The 15,161-nt window shown below is 33.5% G+C and carries 14 protein-coding genes; all 14 read left to right on the top strand.

Annotated elements, in window-relative coordinates; translation table 11 throughout:
* The first annotated feature begins 7 nt into the window (after window positions 1-7).
* Genes rsmH through ftsZ form a run of 14 tightly spaced genes read left to right on the top strand, consistent with a single transcriptional unit; the run spans window position 8 to window position 15,160 of the window.
* On the top strand, window positions 8-853 hold the full coding sequence (gene rsmH, locus ABIN61_00695; protein MEO0292727.1) for a 16S rRNA (cytosine(1402)-N(4))-methyltransferase RsmH: 846 nt from the start codon (window positions 8-10) through the stop codon (window positions 851-853).
* The gene (locus ABIN61_00690; GenBank protein ID MEO0292726.1) at window positions 850-1,116 is read left to right on the top strand and encodes a hypothetical protein; all 267 of its coding nucleotides are present in this window, start codon (window positions 850-852) and stop codon (window positions 1,114-1,116) included. The genes rsmH and ABIN61_00690 overlap by 4 nt, the downstream gene beginning before the upstream one ends.
* Window positions 1,103-2,779, top strand: a complete 1,677-nt coding sequence (locus tag ABIN61_00685; GenBank protein ID MEO0292725.1) for a penicillin-binding protein 2 — start codon at window positions 1,103-1,105, stop codon at window positions 2,777-2,779. Before ABIN61_00690 ends, ABIN61_00685 begins: the two co-directional genes overlap by 14 nt.
* Window positions 2,776-4,203 carry a UDP-N-acetylmuramoyl-L-alanyl-D-glutamate--2,6-diaminopimelate ligase gene (locus tag ABIN61_00680; protein ID MEO0292724.1) on the top strand — a complete coding sequence of 476 codons (1,428 nt, stop codon included), beginning with the start codon at window positions 2,776-2,778 and terminating at the stop codon, window positions 4,201-4,203. Before ABIN61_00685 ends, ABIN61_00680 begins: the two co-directional genes overlap by 4 nt.
* Window positions 4,200-5,540 carry a UDP-N-acetylmuramoyl-tripeptide--D-alanyl-D-alanine ligase gene (gene murF, locus ABIN61_00675; protein MEO0292723.1) on the top strand — a complete coding sequence of 447 codons (1,341 nt, stop codon included), beginning with the start codon at window positions 4,200-4,202 and terminating at the stop codon, window positions 5,538-5,540. Before ABIN61_00680 ends, murF begins: the two co-directional genes overlap by 4 nt.
* Window positions 5,516-6,592, top strand: a complete 1,077-nt coding sequence (gene mraY / locus ABIN61_00670) for a phospho-N-acetylmuramoyl-pentapeptide-transferase (protein MEO0292722.1) — start codon at window positions 5,516-5,518, stop codon at window positions 6,590-6,592. The genes murF and mraY overlap by 25 nt, the downstream gene beginning before the upstream one ends.
* A 1-nt stretch (window position 6,593) precedes the next feature.
* The gene (gene murD / locus ABIN61_00665; protein ID MEO0292721.1) at window positions 6,594-7,889 is read left to right on the top strand and encodes a UDP-N-acetylmuramoyl-L-alanine--D-glutamate ligase; all 1,296 of its coding nucleotides are present in this window, start codon (window positions 6,594-6,596) and stop codon (window positions 7,887-7,889) included.
* The gene (locus ABIN61_00660; protein MEO0292720.1) at window positions 7,877-8,992 is read left to right on the top strand and encodes an FtsW/RodA/SpoVE family cell cycle protein; all 1,116 of its coding nucleotides are present in this window, start codon (window positions 7,877-7,879) and stop codon (window positions 8,990-8,992) included. Before murD ends, ABIN61_00660 begins: the two co-directional genes overlap by 13 nt.
* On the top strand, window positions 8,889-9,932 hold the full coding sequence (locus tag ABIN61_00655; protein MEO0292719.1) for a glycosyltransferase: 1,044 nt from the start codon (window positions 8,889-8,891) through the stop codon (window positions 9,930-9,932). The genes ABIN61_00660 and ABIN61_00655 overlap by 104 nt, the downstream gene beginning before the upstream one ends.
* Window positions 9,916-11,292, top strand: coding sequence for a UDP-N-acetylmuramate--L-alanine ligase (gene murC / locus ABIN61_00650; GenBank protein ID MEO0292718.1), 1,377 nt, complete (start codon window positions 9,916-9,918; stop codon window positions 11,290-11,292). Before ABIN61_00655 ends, murC begins: the two co-directional genes overlap by 17 nt.
* Window positions 11,270-12,160, top strand: a complete 891-nt coding sequence (gene murB, locus ABIN61_00645) for a UDP-N-acetylmuramate dehydrogenase (protein ID MEO0292717.1) — start codon at window positions 11,270-11,272, stop codon at window positions 12,158-12,160. Before murC ends, murB begins: the two co-directional genes overlap by 23 nt.
* The gene (locus tag ABIN61_00640) at window positions 12,132-12,782 is read left to right on the top strand and encodes a cell division protein FtsQ/DivIB (GenBank protein ID MEO0292716.1); all 651 of its coding nucleotides are present in this window, start codon (window positions 12,132-12,134) and stop codon (window positions 12,780-12,782) included. Before murB ends, ABIN61_00640 begins: the two co-directional genes overlap by 29 nt.
* Window positions 12,783-12,785: 3 nt before the next feature.
* Entirely contained in the window at window positions 12,786-14,024 is a 1,239-nt protein-coding gene (gene ftsA / locus ABIN61_00635; protein ID MEO0292715.1) for a cell division protein FtsA, read from the top strand.
* A gap of 14 nt (window positions 14,025-14,038) precedes the next feature.
* On the top strand, window positions 14,039-15,160 hold the full coding sequence (gene ftsZ / locus ABIN61_00630; protein ID MEO0292714.1) for a cell division protein FtsZ: 1,122 nt from the start codon (window positions 14,039-14,041) through the stop codon (window positions 15,158-15,160).
* The last annotated feature ends 1 nt before the right edge of the window (window position 15,161 follow it).

Genomic DNA, 15,161 nt, shown 5'->3' with positions numbered 1-15,161 from the left:
AAATTTTATGAAAAGAGGAGAAAATCTCATCCATTTACCTATAATGGTGGATGAAGTTCTTAAAAATCTCTTATGGAATAAAAAAGGAGTTTATATTGATGCAACAGTTGGCTTGGGAGGTCATACTCTTGCAATATTAAAAAATTCTGAATCTAATGTAATTGGGATTGACCTTGACAAAAAACAAATTAAACTTGCTTCTGAAAGATTAAGAGCCTTTGGTAAAAGAGTTTTATTAGTTATAGGGAATTACGGATATATGGATCGATTTCTAAATATTAAAGTTGATGGTATCCTCTTTGATTTCGGTATTTCTTCTTACCAATTGGACGATCCTGAAAGAGGCTTTTCTTACAGAAAAGAAGGACCTCTTGACATGAGATACGGAAAAGGAGGAACAACCGCAAAAGATATAATTGAAAACTGGAGTGAGAAAAAAATAGCAGAAATACTCTATCTATATGGAGAAGAGAAATTTTCCAAAGTAATAGCTCAAAAAATAAAAAAAGAGATCCCCCAAAGCACCTCTGAACTTGCTCTTATTGTAAGAAAAAGTGTGCCGAGAGAAAGAGCCCACAAACATCTTTCTAAGGTTTTCCAAGCCTTAAGAATCGCAGTGAATGAGGAGTTTTTAAATATCGAAAAAGGGATTAACTCTGCAGCAAATCTCTTAAAAGAAAAAGGAAAACTCGTTGTAATAACTTATCATAGTAAAGAAGAAAAATTAGTGTGTAGTAAAACAAGAGAAAACAATTTGAAATTTATCACAAAGAAACCCATCTTACCCTCAAAAGCTGAATTTTTAAAAAATCCAAGATGTAGAAGTGCTCATCTTAGGGTGTTTGAAAAATGAAAATAATAAAGCTACTAATTTTAATTTTATTCCTTGTATCTCCTTTTATCTTTCATATCTTTAAAAAAAATTTGATTAATTCCCTAAATATAAAAATATCTAAATTAACAACAGAAGTCCAAAATCTGGAAAGAAGTGTAATGTTTCTTGAATCAATGTGGAGAGAAGAAACTCATCCAGAAGCAATAGAGAAAAAGGCGCAAAATATTTTAAATATGAAATATCCAGAAAAAGGAGAGGTTTTAAAAATTGAAGATTTTTAAAAAAACTATGCAAATAGAAAAATCAAAATTAAAAGCAAAAATCATAATTACTTTATTTTGCCTTTTATGGTTTCTTATTTTGGGAAGGCTATTTTACCTTCAACTAATAAAATCTAAAGAAATAAGCAAATATACAAAGGAAAAACAGCTGAGATTACTTTCGTTAGAAGCTCGTAGAGGCGACATATTAGATAGAAATGGAAGAATTCTCGCCACAGATTTAAAAATGTTTACTCTTTACGCAAAAAAAGGCTCAATTAAAAATCTAGAAGAAACTGCAACAAAACTCTCTTATCATAATTTAGGGAAAAAAGAAGAACTCCTCTCCCTTCTTAAAAGCAATTCTGAATTTATAAAAATAGCCCGGGGAATTCCAGACTCAACTATAGAAAAAATAAATATTCCCGGAATATACGCTGTTAAAGAATGGTTCAGATTCTATCCCTCAAAATCTTTAGGGAGAAGCTTTCTGGGAGCTCTTAATTGGGAAAGAAAAGGTATAGCAGGCGTTGAGTCTGAATATAATGAGTTTCTAAAAGGGAAGGATGGATGGGCTTACTTTTTAGAGGTTCCAAGGAGTTCAGGGATAAGTCTTCTAAAAAGATATGAATTTGGACATAAAGAGCCTGTAAAGGGTTACGACATTTATCTTACAATAGACCTTCCAATCCAATATATCATAAATGAAGAATTAGAAAAACTTAAAGAAAGAACTAATGCGGCTCAAGTAATGGGGATTTGTGTTTCCGTAAAAACAGGAGAAATTTTCGGAATGGTAAACATCCCCGAATTTAATCCAGAAAATGGATGGAAACTTAATTCCTGTATTTCTTGGGAATTTGAACCAGGTTCCATTTTCAAGTTAATCCCTGCTCTTGCTTATATAAAAGAAGGGCTTCCAATAAAGGACACCATTGTAGATACCTCTATTATAAAATTTGCAGGAAAAACATTCAAAGATGTCCATCCTCATTCTGCTTATACTTTTAGAGAATCCATAATTTATTCATCCAACGTTGGTTTTATAACAATCGGAGAAAAAATTGGGAAAAAAGCGTTTTACAATACAGCAAGACTTATGGGAATAGGTTGTAAAACAGGAGTGGATCTACCCGCAGAATATCCAGGAAGACTCCCAAATCTCCCAAAAGAGAAAAACATCCAACTTGCCACAATGTCTTTTGGCCAAGGAGTATCAGCAACTCCACTCCAAATGGTAATGATTTACCAAGCTATAGGAAATAATGGTATTCTTCTTAAACCAAGAATTATGAAAGCCATTGGAAAAGAAGGTAAAATCATAAAGAGAAGTAAAAAAGAGGAAATTCGGAAAATTGCATATCCCGAAGAATGCAAAATTCTTCTTGATATCTTACATGAGGTGACAATAGAGGGAACGGGAAGCACTGCTTATCTTTCTCTTCTTCCCATTGCGGGAAAAACTGGGACTGCCTGGAAAGTAAAAGATGGGAATTATGTAAAAGGGAGATATGTTTCTTCTTTCATTGGACTCTTTCCTTACCCAGATCCAGAATTTGTGTTAGGAATATTTATAGATGATATTGGAACTCCTTATTATGCTTCTGAAACCGCCTGTCCCGCTTTCAAAGAAATTGTAAAAAGAATCATTTTATATAAAGGATATAGAGAAAATTTATTATGAACAAAAAAATTGAAGAACTACTAAATGGAATTGAAATTATAAAAAGAAATTATAATATAGAAGAAATTACAGGAATATCAACAGACTCTCGAACAGTGAAAAAGGGGAATCTCTTTATAGCTATAAGAGGAGAAAAATTTGATGGACACGAATTCTGTCAAGAAGCTTTAAATAAAGGAGCTTCTCTCCTTGTTGTAGAGAAAGAACCACCGGAAAATTTTCCTTATATCCTTGTTCCTAATACAAGAACTGCTCTTTCTAAGATTGCTTCTAATTATTATGGTAATCCTTCAGAAAAATTAAAGGTAATTGGAGTAACAGGAACGAACGGGAAAACTACAACTTGTTATCTCCTCTCTTCTCTCTTCCCCTCATCCATCTGTTTCACCACAGTGAAATACTTTGGAATTAAAAGTAATATAAAAGCCATAAATACAACCCCTTCTCCAATCCTTCTCCACAAAGAATTACAAGAAGCTTATAGGAATAATTTAAAAACAGCCATTATTGAAGTCTCTTCTATCGGTATAGACCAAGATAGAGTTAAAGATATAGACTTCGATTATGCTATATTCACAAACATTTCAAGAGATCACTTGGATTATCACAAAACCTTCGAAAATTATCTTGATGCAAAAGCAAAATTCTTTGAAACTCTTAAAGAGGATAAAATAGCTGTAATAAATGCTGATGACCCTAATTCTTCAAACATAATTAGAAATTCAAAATCTAAGGTTGTGACTTTTGGACTAAACAGAGGAAATATTAGAGGAGAAATTCTTAAAAATTCTAAAGATGGAATTGTTTTAAAAATCGAAGGTCTTGGAAGAAGTTTTGAAATATCTAGTCCCCTTTTGGGTAAATTTAATGCCTTAAATATTCTCGCTGCTACGTCTATTGGAATTTTAGAGAAGCTACAAGACTCGGAAATAAAAGAGAGGATAGAAAATTCTCCTATTCCTCCTGGAAGGCTCCAAAAAGTTAAAGCGAAAGAAGGAATTTCTGTATTCATAGATTACGCTCATACTCCAGATGCTTTATTCTCTACTATCTTGTGTCTTAGAGAATACAATCCCAAAAGAATAATAACAGTCTTTGGAGCGGGTGGAAATAGAGACAAAGGAAAAAGAAGTTTAATGGGTAATGTGGCTTCAAATCTTTCAGATTTAATAATTGTAACTTCAGACAATCCCAGAGATGAAGAACCCGAAGCGATAATTGATGACATATTTAAGGGAATTGAAAAAAATAACGCTACGAGATTGGTGGACAGAAAAGAAGCCATCTTTAAAGCTCTTTCAATTGCAGAGGAAGGAGATTTTATCCTAATCGCAGGAAAAGGACATGAAGATTATCAAGAAATAAAAGGGGAAAGATTCCCTTTCTCTGACAAAGAATGCGTTGAGGAGTTTTATAAAAAATGAAAGAAATAACTCTTGAAAAAGTGATAAAAGTCTTAAAGGGAAAGTATATAGGAAATAAAAGTTTAAAAAATAGAGTTGTTTCTGGAGTTTCTGTAGATTCAAGAAAAATAAAAGAGAAAGAAATATTTTTTGCTTTAAAAGGTAAAAACTTCGATGGGCATGATTTTATTAAAGAAGCGACAAAAAAATCAAAACTCCCCGCCGTGTCTGAAAAAGAAATAAAAGGAAGTGAAATAATACTTGTTAAAGACTCTTTAAAAAGTTTAGGAGATTTGGCTTCTTATTATAAAAAAGAAAGGAACGTCTTCACAATCGCAGTGACAGGTTCAATAGGTAAAACAACCACAAAAGACTTTATTGGCGCAGTTTTCAGCACTTCTTATCCAACCCTTATAAGTTTTAAAAATTACAATAATCTTATCGGGGTTCCCTTAAATCTTTTTAGATTAGAAGATGAGAAAATAGCAGTTTTAGAATTAGGAACAAACAAATTTGGAGAAATAAAAAGATTATCTGAAATTGTTGAACCTGATCTTGGAGTTATAACAGGAATTGGTTCAACTCATTTAGAAGCTTTTAAAAATAAAGAAGGAGTCCTGAGAGAGAAACTCGATATAATAAGCGGTCTTAAGGGGCCTTTATTTATAAATGGAGATGACCCCCTCCTCAGAAAAATCAAAATGGATAAACTAATAAAAGTAGGCTTCTCTGAAGGCAATGATTTTGTTTTTAAAATAATAGAGGAATCAATAAATGGCACTATTTTTTCCACTAAAGATAAACAATTCTTAATCAAACTTCCAAGCAGAGGACTTCTTAGATGTGCTATGTTTGCGGTTAGCATTGGTCTTTATTATGGATTAGAAAAAAGAAAAATTCAAAAAGGGCTTTTAAAAATAAAAAATTCTCCTCATAGAATGGAAATAAAAATTACAGGAGACTATAACATTATAGATGATACCTATAATAGTAATCCTGATTCCCTTTTAAATGCCATTGCTTTTCTTCCCCTTATGCCCGGGAGAAAAGTCGTTGTCCTTGGACCAATGTTAGAATTAGGAGAAGCAAGCTTTTCCCTTCACAAAAGAATGGGGGAACGACTTAAACTTTTAATAAACGAATTAATTGTGATTGGAGAAGAAGCAAAAGGTTTCTTAGAAGGATTCTCAGGTGGTCACTTTGCAAAAGATAAAGAAGAAGCCCTCCAGATTCTTAAGGAAATTCTTCGTTGTGGTGATACAATCTTATTTAAATCCTCAAGAGCATTAAAACTTGAAACTTTAGTGGATAAATTAATAAAGGAGGAAAAAAATTGTTCTACTTACTCTCCCCTTTAAGGGAAAATCACATAATCTTCAACCTCTTGCGCTATATCACATTTAGAGCCGCCTATGCCGCAATAACTTCTTTGCTATTTTCTTTAATTTTTGGAAGAAAATTTATCGCCTTTTTAAAAAGAAAAAACCTAAAAGAATCGATCTCAAAATGGATAAAAGCTACTCATAAAGAAAAAGAAGGAACTCCAACAATGGGGGGTATCTTAATAATAACTTCCCTCCTTATTTCTGTCCTCTTATGGGCAGATATAAGAAATCCTTTCATCTTATATCTTATTGGGATTACTATCTGGATGGGCGGAGCCGGAATTTTTGACGATTACATAAAAGTCAAAAGAGGTGAAGGTTTTAATGTGCTTACCAAAATAGTTATCCAGAGTATTCCTATCATCTTTTTAGGGTTCCTTCTTATTTTGTTCCCATCAAAAATTGGCTACGAAACTTTAACAACCATACCCTTTTTTAAAAATGTATTTATTAATCTTGGTTTCTTCTATATACCTTTTATCATTCTTGTTATATTAGGAACAACAAATGCAGTGAATTTAACAGATGGAATGGACGGGCTTGCAATCGGTCTTTCTGGAATTATAGCATCTGCTTTTGCAATAATTGCTTATGTCACTGGAAATGCAAAATTCGCAAAATATCTTAACATTCTTTATATACCAGGAAGCGGAGAAATAACTGTATTCTGTGCCGGATTTGTAGGAGCCGCTATTGGATTTTTGTGGTTCAATTCTCATCCGGCAGAAATTTTTATGGGTGACACAGGTTCTCTTAGTATTGGAGGAATCTTAGGGCTTACTGCCGTTCTTCTAAAACACGAAATTCTTCTATTTATAATTGGAGGAATGTTTGTAATAGAAACAATATCTGTAATTCTTCAAGTGTGCTCTTTCAAATTGAGAAAAAAAAGAATTTTCAAAATGGCACCCATTCATCATCATTTTCACCTATTAGGGTGGGCTGAATCAAAAATAGTAATAAGATTCTGGATTTTTGGAATTATGTTTGCCTTACTTGGACTAAGCACCTTAAAAATAAGATAAAATGATTGGTGTTATAGGTTTTGGAAGAAGCGGAAAAGCGGTTGCAAAACTAATAGAAAAATTAGGAGAAACTCCTTTTGTGAGTGATTTAACTCATAAGCCTTCCGAGATCCCATATCCTAACGAAACAGGGAAACACACAGATAAATTACTCCAAATGGATTTATTGGTTGTTTCTCCTGGAGTCTCTCCTAATATCCCAATTCTTCTAAAAGCGAAAGAGAAAAAAATCCCTATTATTGGAGAAATAGAATTTGCCTCAAGATACATAAAAGGAAAGATTATAGCAATAACAGGAACAAATGGGAAAACAACGACAGCAGCTTTAACTCACCACATTCTAAAAGGACCCCTCAAAGAAAGAGTTCTTTTAGGAGGAAACATCTATCCAGGAAAACCCTTAAGTAGCCTTGTAGAAAAAACAAAAGAAGATTCTATAACCGTGATAGAAGTTTCCTCGTATCAACTTGAAAGAATAGAAAAATTTCACCCATGGATAGCCACAATTACTAACATCTCCCCAGACCATTTAGATAGACATTCAAGCTTAGAAGAGTATCTAAAAGCAAAATTAAACATTTTTAAAAATCAAAGAAAAGAAGATTATTCCATTCTCAATAAAGACGATAAAATTTTATCTTCTTTAAAGTTATCTTCAAAAACTCTATATTTCTCCCTTAAGGGAAACGCAGACATATATCTTAATGGTTCATCTATAAAAGATAGAGAAGGGGGAGAAATCTTTAAGGAAGAAGATTTATTCATCAAGGGAGAAGCATTTATTGAAGATGGAATGATTGCGTCTCTAATCGCAAGTATTATAGGAGTAAATAAAAAAGAAATAAGAAAAAGAATTAAAACATTTAAAGGAGTCCCTCATAGAATGGAAACGGTGGTTAAGAGAAAAGATTTATGGATAATAAATAACTCTATGTGCACAAATCCAATCGCTTTTGTAAAATCTCTCCAGAGTTTTCCCGCTTCTTGCGTTATAGTTGGAGGAAGAATGAAAGTAAAAGATATTAACCCAATTATCTTCGCAATAAAAAATTTGGCTAAGTTTGTTGTGTTAATTGGAGAGTCAACTCCAGAAATGGAAAAAGCTCTAAAAAGGGCAAAATTTAATAATTTTTCCTCCGCTTCCTCAATGAAAGAAGCTATAGAAAAGGCTTTAAATTCAAATTGCGAAAAAATTATTCTCTCTCCAGGAGCTTCAAGCTTTGATTGGTTCAAAGATTTTGCAGAAAGAGGTAATATCTTTAAAAAAGAGGTAAAGAGATTATTATGTATAAAATAAAAAGAGTAAGCATAACACCTGTGGAAATTATCCCTTTAATTCTTGGAGCTTTTGGGCTTGTTATGGTTTTCTCTGCTAGCTCTGGAATATCAATTTTTAAGACTGTAATCCCAAACTCTTTCATCAAGCAATTAATTATATTTGCATTTGCCCTTACATTATTCTTTTTAATATCAAAAATAAAACCAAAATTTTGGGAAGAATTCAGTCTATTCTTCACAATACTTGCAATTTTCCTTTTAATTTTAACCCATCTTTGTGGAGTAGAAATAAACGGAGCAAAAAGATGGCTATTAATAAAAGCCTTCCATTTAAAGTTCTCTTTTCAACCTTCTATTTTTGCTCAATTCTCTCTTATCCTCTTTTTGGCAAAGAAGAGAAATTTCTGGACTTCCATCTCCATTATCTCCATCATAATGGCTTTAATAATTATTCAGCCTGACATCTCTATGGCTCTTCTTTCCTTACTTCTTGGCACAATAATGCTTTTCTTAAATGGAACGGAAATTAGAAATCTCGGCATTTTCTTTTTAACAACAATGCTCTTAGGGATACTTTTCATAAGTACAAAAGGATATGCAATTAGAAGGCTCACAAACCACTTCTCTAAAGAAGCAATTACTGCAACTGTTCAAGCTATCTCTCATGGAGGTTTTTCAGGCCTTGGGTTAGGAAGTGGAATGGAAAAATTTTTCTATATCCCTCTGCCAGATTCAGACTTTATATTTTCAATTATCGGAGAAGAATTGGGATTTGCAGGTTGTATTTTTGTGGCCGGCTTATTTCTAATTTATCTTATAAGTGCTATAAAGGTAAGTTTGAAAGCCAAAGATCAATATACAATGCTCTTAGGGTTAGGATTAATAATATTTTTAGGAGCTTTCACCCTGATTCACATCTATGTATCAACAGGAATTTTCCCAGTAACCGGAATACCCCTACCTTTTATTTCAAGTGGAGGAACAGCTTTAATAATAGCCTATATGGCAGGAGGTATTATTGTCTCTATCCAAAAAAACAATAATTATATCGGGTGGAGGAACAGGAGGCCACATTTATCCGGCACTCGCGGTAGCCAAGGAATTAGAAAAAAAAGGATTTAATGTAATATATATAGGGAGTAAAAGTGGCCTGGAAAAAAGCATTGTCAAAATGGAAGAAATGTTCCTTCTACCAACAACAGGTTGGGTAGGTAAAACATTTATTGAGAAAGTGCTTTCAAGTTTTCGATTTGTTCCCGGATTTATCTTTTCTCTTTTTCTTGTATGGCGAAAAAAAGTCTTTGCAATCTTTAATACAGGAGCTTTTGTATCTTTACCTATTAGTATAGCCGGAATCTTCTTGAGAGTCCCGATCTTTACTTTAATTCTTGATTCAAAACCTGGTAAGGCCGCAACTTTACTTTCCCATTTTTCAAAAGAGATATTTTTACCTTATGAAGGAACTTTTCCTTTAATTTTTGGAAAGAAAAAAACCATAACAGGGATTCCTCTAAGAGAGGAAATCTTAAAAGGTAATCCAGAAGAAGCTCTAAAATATTTTTCTCTTAAAAAGGGTAAGAAAACTCTTTTAATAATAGGAGGAAGTAGAGGAGCAAGGTTCCTTGCCCAACTTGCGGAAAAGTTAATCCCACTAATGGGCAAAAATTGGCAGTTTATTGTCCAAAGAGGTGAATTTAACCTAAAAATCAAATCCAAACTTCTAAGAGAATTTCCTTTTATAGATAGAATGGACCTTGCTTATTCCATAAGTGATGTAATAATTGGAAGAGCAGGAGCTATAACTATAGCGGAAATTGAAGCTTTAGGAATACCAGCCATCCTAATACCTTATCCTTTTGCTGCGTCTGACCATCAGTTTTATAACGCGAAAAGGCTTGCTTCAAGAAGAAAAAATATAGTTGTTATTAGAGAAAAAGAGGTTGTCGTAGAAGATTTACCAGAATTAATAGAGAAACTTTATCTAAGAAAAGAACCACCAAAAGAAAACTCTTCTGCCCAAAAAATCGCAGAAAGGATTTCAAATTATGTTTGGAAAATTTAAAAAAATTCACTTTGTTGGAATTGGTGGGATGGGAATGAGCGGAATCGCAGAACTCCTCCACAATATGGGTTTTATCATAACAGGAAGTGATATTAGAGAGTCTGAAAATGTAAAAAGACTAAAAGCTTTAGGAATAAAAATCTACATTCCCCATCACAAAGACAATATTGGAAAGGCGGATGTTGTTGTATATTCCTCTGCAATCCCTAAGGACAATGTGGAACTTCAAGAAGCAAGAGAAAGAAAGATACCCATAAGTAGAAGAGCTGAAATGTTAGCAGAGTTGATGAGAATAAAATTCTCTATAGCAGTTGCAGGAACTCATGGAAAATCAACAACAACGGCTCTTATCGCTTCAATTTTAAAAGAAAGCAATCTTGACCCTACTATAATTGTTGGAGGAATTTTAAGAAGCACAGGCAATACTGCAAAATTAGGGGAAAGTAACTATCTTGTGGCTGAAGCAGATGAAAGTGATCGTTCTTTCTTAAAATTATTTCCAACAATAGCAGTTATTACAAATATTGATGCAGAACATCTCGATGTTTATAGAGATCTTGATGATATTAAAGATGCATTTTGCAAATTTGCCAATTCTGTTCCATTTTATGGTTCTGTGCATCTTTCAATGGATGATCCTTCTTCTATATCCATAAGAACAGAAATTGAAAGAAAAGTTGTAACCTTTGGACTTTCTCCAAATGCAGATGTTAGAGCTTTGAATATAAGAAGAGAGGGATTCATCCATTACTTTGATATTGTTACAAACGGAGAGAAGATAGAAAATGTCAAGATAAACTTACCTGGTGCGCACAATGTAATAAATGCAATAGCTGCTTGTTCTGTCGCAAGAGAACTAGGAATTGATGGAGAGAACATAAAAAGGGGAATTACTAGCTGCACTGGTATAGCAAGAAGATTTGAAAAATTAGGTTTTGAAAAGGGAATCCTTGTAATAGACGATTATGCTCATCATCCAAGAGAAATCGAAGCAACTCTTTCTGGAGCGAGAGCGGGATGGAATGGAAGAATAATAGCTGTTTTCCAACCTCATTTGTATTCAAGAACAATACTCTTAAAAAAAGAATTCGGGAAAGCTTTCTTCCAAGCTGATAAAGTAATAATTACAGATATTTACCCCTCAAGAGAAGAACCAATTCCAGGAATCACTGGAGAAATAATAAAAGAACAATGTAAAAATTTTGGGCATAAAGATGTAGAATACATAGAAAAAAAAGAAGAAATTCCAGAATTCTTAATACCTCAACTAAAAGAAGGAGATATGGTAATCCTACTTGGAGCAGGAAATATTTATGAGATTGGAAAAGAGATCCTTAATGGAATTAAAAACAGAGGGTAAAATTTTAATGAATGAACCTCTCTCGTCTCACACCTCTCTTCACTTGGGAGGAAAGGCAAAATATTTTTTATTTGCAGAAACCACAAATGATATTGCAAAAGCAATATCATTTGCAGAAAAAAAAGAAATTCCTTTCTTTATAATAGGAAAAGGAACAAATTTGCTTTTCTTAGATGAAGGATTTTCTGGAATTGTTATAAGCACATTAAATTTAGAAAGAATAACTGTTATTCCTCCTAAATTAATAGCCGAGGCTGGAGCCTCTTTATCAAAAGTCATAAATACTGCAAAAGAAAACTCTCTTTCAGGAATTGAATCCCTTTGGGGAATACCAGGAAGCATCGGCGGAGCTGTGGTTATGAATGCAGGAGCTTTCGGATGCGAAATTGGTAATTTTGTTAGTTCTATAAAAGTCCTAAGAAAAAATAAAGAAGAGAAGATCAAGGAAATTCAGTTTGGTTATAGAAGCTCAAACCTTAAAGGAGAAGTTGTCCTGGAGGTTGAGTTAATCTTAAAAGAAGAAGAGAAAGAAAAAATAGAAGAAAAAATTAAAGAAGTAATAAAACTAAGAAAAGAAAAACAACCTTTTATACCAGAAGGAATAGGAACCTGCGGGTCTGTATTTAAAAATCCATTAGGTCTTTCTGCAGGAGAATTAATAGAAAAAGCTGGACTTAAAGGAACGAAAATTGGAAGAGTAAGAATTTCCAATGATCACTGCAATTATTTCCTTGTAGAACCTGGGGCTTCTTCTTCCGACTTTCTTGAGCTTGTAAGATTTGTAAAAGAAAAAGTAAAAAACTTGTTTAAAATCGATTTAGAATTGGAGGTGATTATAATTGGGAAAGAAAAAGAAATTAAAATTTAGGCTCCGCTACATATTGATAATTGGACTTATATATTTCTTATATAAAATTGGACCTTTCTCTTTTAAAATTAAAAATGCAGAAGTTTCTTATAGAGGAATGGTTTCCAAAGAAAAACAAGCGGAGGTGAGCGGAATAATTAAAAGAATAGAGTTGGACAATCTAAAAGAATTAAAAGACTCTCTTGTAAATCTTTCTTGGATTAAATCGGTAAAAATGGAAAAAAGTCTTTTAGGGAAATTAAAAATAAACCTCATCCCAAGAGAACCAATAGGAAAAATTGCAGGGCAAAACAGCACATTCATAGATAAAGAAGGAGTGACTTTTAAAAACGCTGATAATATTGAGAACCTACCAATCATAAAAATAGAAAAAAGACTCTCTAAAGAAGAATTGGCTAGGGCAATTAAAATTCTTGAATTTCCTGAGTTATCAAAAATAAAAAATCTTGAGATAAAAAAGAAAGAAATAAAAACGGAATTACCTAATTTTATAGTCTTATGGGACACCCAGGAATTTGAGAAAGAATACAAAATTCTAAAAGCCATCTTAAAGAAAAAAGAAAATAATCTCAAAGGCACTATTGATTTAAGGTTCAAAAATATGGCAATTTTAAGGAGGTAAAAATTGGCAGAAGAAAATGATATCGTTGTAGGTCTTGATCTTGGAACAACCAAAATTGCTTCTGTAATTGCAGAAGTAGAAAATGGAGAGGTAAATATTATAGGTGTAGGTAAATACCCATCAGAAGGACTCAGGAAAGGAATTGTTATAAACATAGATAAAACTGTCCAATCAATACTTAAAGCAATGAGAGAAGCAGAAATGATGGCAGGAAGAGAAGCAGATGGAGTTTTTACAGGAATTGCAGGCGACCATATAAGAAATGTCCAAGGTAGAGGAGTTGTAGCGGTAACCGGTCCAGATAATGAGGTAACCCCTGAAGATGTGGAAAGGGTCTTAGAAGGAGCAAAATCAATGGCCTTACCCATCGATAGAGAAGTAATCCATGTAATCCCTACGGACTTCATATTAGATGGCCAAGGAGGGATAGATAATCCAGTGGGTATGTTTGCCCAAAGATTAGAAGCAAATGTTGTAATAGTAACAGGGGCAGTAACTTCTGCCAAAAACATCTGCAAATGTGTGAATAAAGCAGGTTATGAGGTAAATGATATTGTACTTCAACCCCTTGCTTCTTCTTATGCTGTTTTATCTCCAGAAGAAAAAGAAAGTGGAGTTATCCTCATTGATATTGGAGGGGGAACAACAGATTTAGCGGTTTTTTATAACGGAACTTTAAGAAAAACTGCGGTGATTGGCTTAGGTGGAGAAAATATTACAAACGACATTGGAGTGGGTCTAAGATGTTCCCATCCAGAAGCAGAAAGAATAAAGACCGAATTTGCAACAGTTAAAGAACTTTCTCCAGAAAAAAGAAAAGAAATGATCTCTGTAAAAGGAGTTTCTGGAACTAAAGAAAAACAAGTAACCCTCGACCTCCTCCAGCAAATTGTAAAGCCAAGAGTAGAAGAAATCCTAATGTTAGCCCATAGAGAATTGAGTAGTGATCCTATATACGAATTACTTTCTGCAGGTGTTGTCTTAACAGGGGGGACTGCAAAACTTGAAGGAATTACAGAACTGGCAGAAGATATATTTGGATTACCTGTCAGAGTTGGAGTGCCTTCTGAGGGTCTTGTTGGACTTCGTGATGCTGTCGCAGATCCTGCTTTTGCAACATCAGTTGGTCTTATAAAATATGCCTTAGAAAATGCAGATAAGAAATTAAAAAAACTCCAAGGGAAAAATATGTTTGATTCAATCTTAAAAAGAATGAATCAATGGTTTGAAGAATTCTTTTAAAAAGGAGGAAAGAAATGTTTAAATCAAAAGCAAAAACTTATTGTCCGGTTAAAATTAGAGTTGTTGGAGTTGGAGGATGTGGAGGAAATGCAGTTACAACAATGGTTAACTCAGGAATGGAAGGTGTTGATTTCTGGGCTGTAAATACTGATGTCCATGACTTAAATTTAGTCCCAACAACAGACAAAATCCAAATAGGAAAAGAATTAACGAAAGGTAGAGGCACAGGAGGAGATCCTGAGCTTGGAAGAAAAGCCGCAGAAGAAAGCATTGAAGACCTTCAGATTCTAACAGAAGATGTTGATATGTTATTTATTACTGCTGGAATGGGAGGCGGAACAGGAACAGGAGCTGCCCCTGTAATTGCTTCTTTGGCAAAAGAAAAAGGAATCTTAACAGTAGGAGTTGTAACTACTCCTTTCTATTACGAATCAAGTAGAATAAAGAAAGCTAAAAGAGGTCTCCAGGAACTCAGTCCAATCGTTGATACACTTCTTGTGGTTCCAAACGACAAACTAATGAGTATGGGGAATACTCCCCTTTCAAAAGCTCTAAGCGAAGTTTCTATGGATGTATTAATGAAAGCAGTAAAAAGTATTACAGGACTATTATTTAAAGATGCATATTGGACCTTGGATTTTGCCGACGTGAAAACCGTAATGTCAAAAAGAGGGAAAGCCTTAATGGGAATAGGAACTGGTTCTGGAGAAAACAAAGCCTTAGAAGCCGCCCAAAGTGCAATCAATTCTCCTTTACTTGAAGACACAGATATATCTAATGCAAAAGCAGCTCTTGTTAATTTCACAGTTGACAAAGAAGACTTCTCTGTAAAAGATATGAAAGAAGCAATGGAAGTAATAAGAGAAGCTCTTGATGTAAATGATGATGAAAATGAAATATTCATTGGAGTAGTTTTTGAAGAAAATAAAAGGGAAGCAGAAATAACTTTAATTGCCACTGGTATCGGTGAACCAGAAAAAGACGAAATAGAAAAGATTGACTTTAAAAATATCTTTTCCCAAAAAGAGTTCGATGGCTTAGGGGAATTAAACAAATTAAAAGAAAACTTAAATATTGAGAAAAAGGTTGTGGAAGATCTTGACATTCCAACATTTTTACGTAAACAAATAGATTGAT

The sequence above is a fragment of the candidate division WOR-3 bacterium genome, assembly GCA_039804165.1.
Taxonomy (GTDB): Bacteria; Hydrothermota; UBA3072; order UBA3072; family UBA3072; genus JAFGHJ01.
Note: the sequence above shows the minus strand (reverse complement) of the source record. Positions and strands in the feature narration are given on the sequence as shown.

Bases quoted from the DNA above. Each gene is read 5' to 3' on its own strand.
- rsmH (MEO0292727.1), top strand. From the start codon at position 8: ATGAAAAGAGGAGAAAATCTCATCCATTTACCTATAATGGTGGATGAA.
- ABIN61_00690 (MEO0292726.1), top strand. From the start codon at position 850: ATGAAAATAATAAAGCTACTAATTTTAATTTTATTCCTTGTATCTCCT.
- ABIN61_00680 (MEO0292724.1), top strand. From the start codon at position 2,776: ATGAACAAAAAAATTGAAGAACTACTAAATGGAATTGAAATTATAAAA.
- murF (MEO0292723.1), top strand. From the start codon at position 4,200: ATGAAAGAAATAACTCTTGAAAAAGTGATAAAAGTCTTAAAGGGAAAG.
- murD (MEO0292721.1), top strand. From the start codon at position 6,594: ATGATTGGTGTTATAGGTTTTGGAAGAAGCGGAAAAGCGGTTGCAAAA.
- ABIN61_00660 (MEO0292720.1), top strand. From the start codon at position 7,877: ATGTATAAAATAAAAAGAGTAAGCATAACACCTGTGGAAATTATCCCT.
- murC (MEO0292718.1), top strand. From the start codon at position 9,916: ATGTTTGGAAAATTTAAAAAAATTCACTTTGTTGGAATTGGTGGGATG.
- murB (MEO0292717.1), top strand. From the start codon at position 11,270: ATGGAATTAAAAACAGAGGGTAAAATTTTAATGAATGAACCTCTCTCG.
- ftsZ (MEO0292714.1), top strand. From the start codon at position 14,039: ATGTTTAAATCAAAAGCAAAAACTTATTGTCCGGTTAAAATTAGAGTT.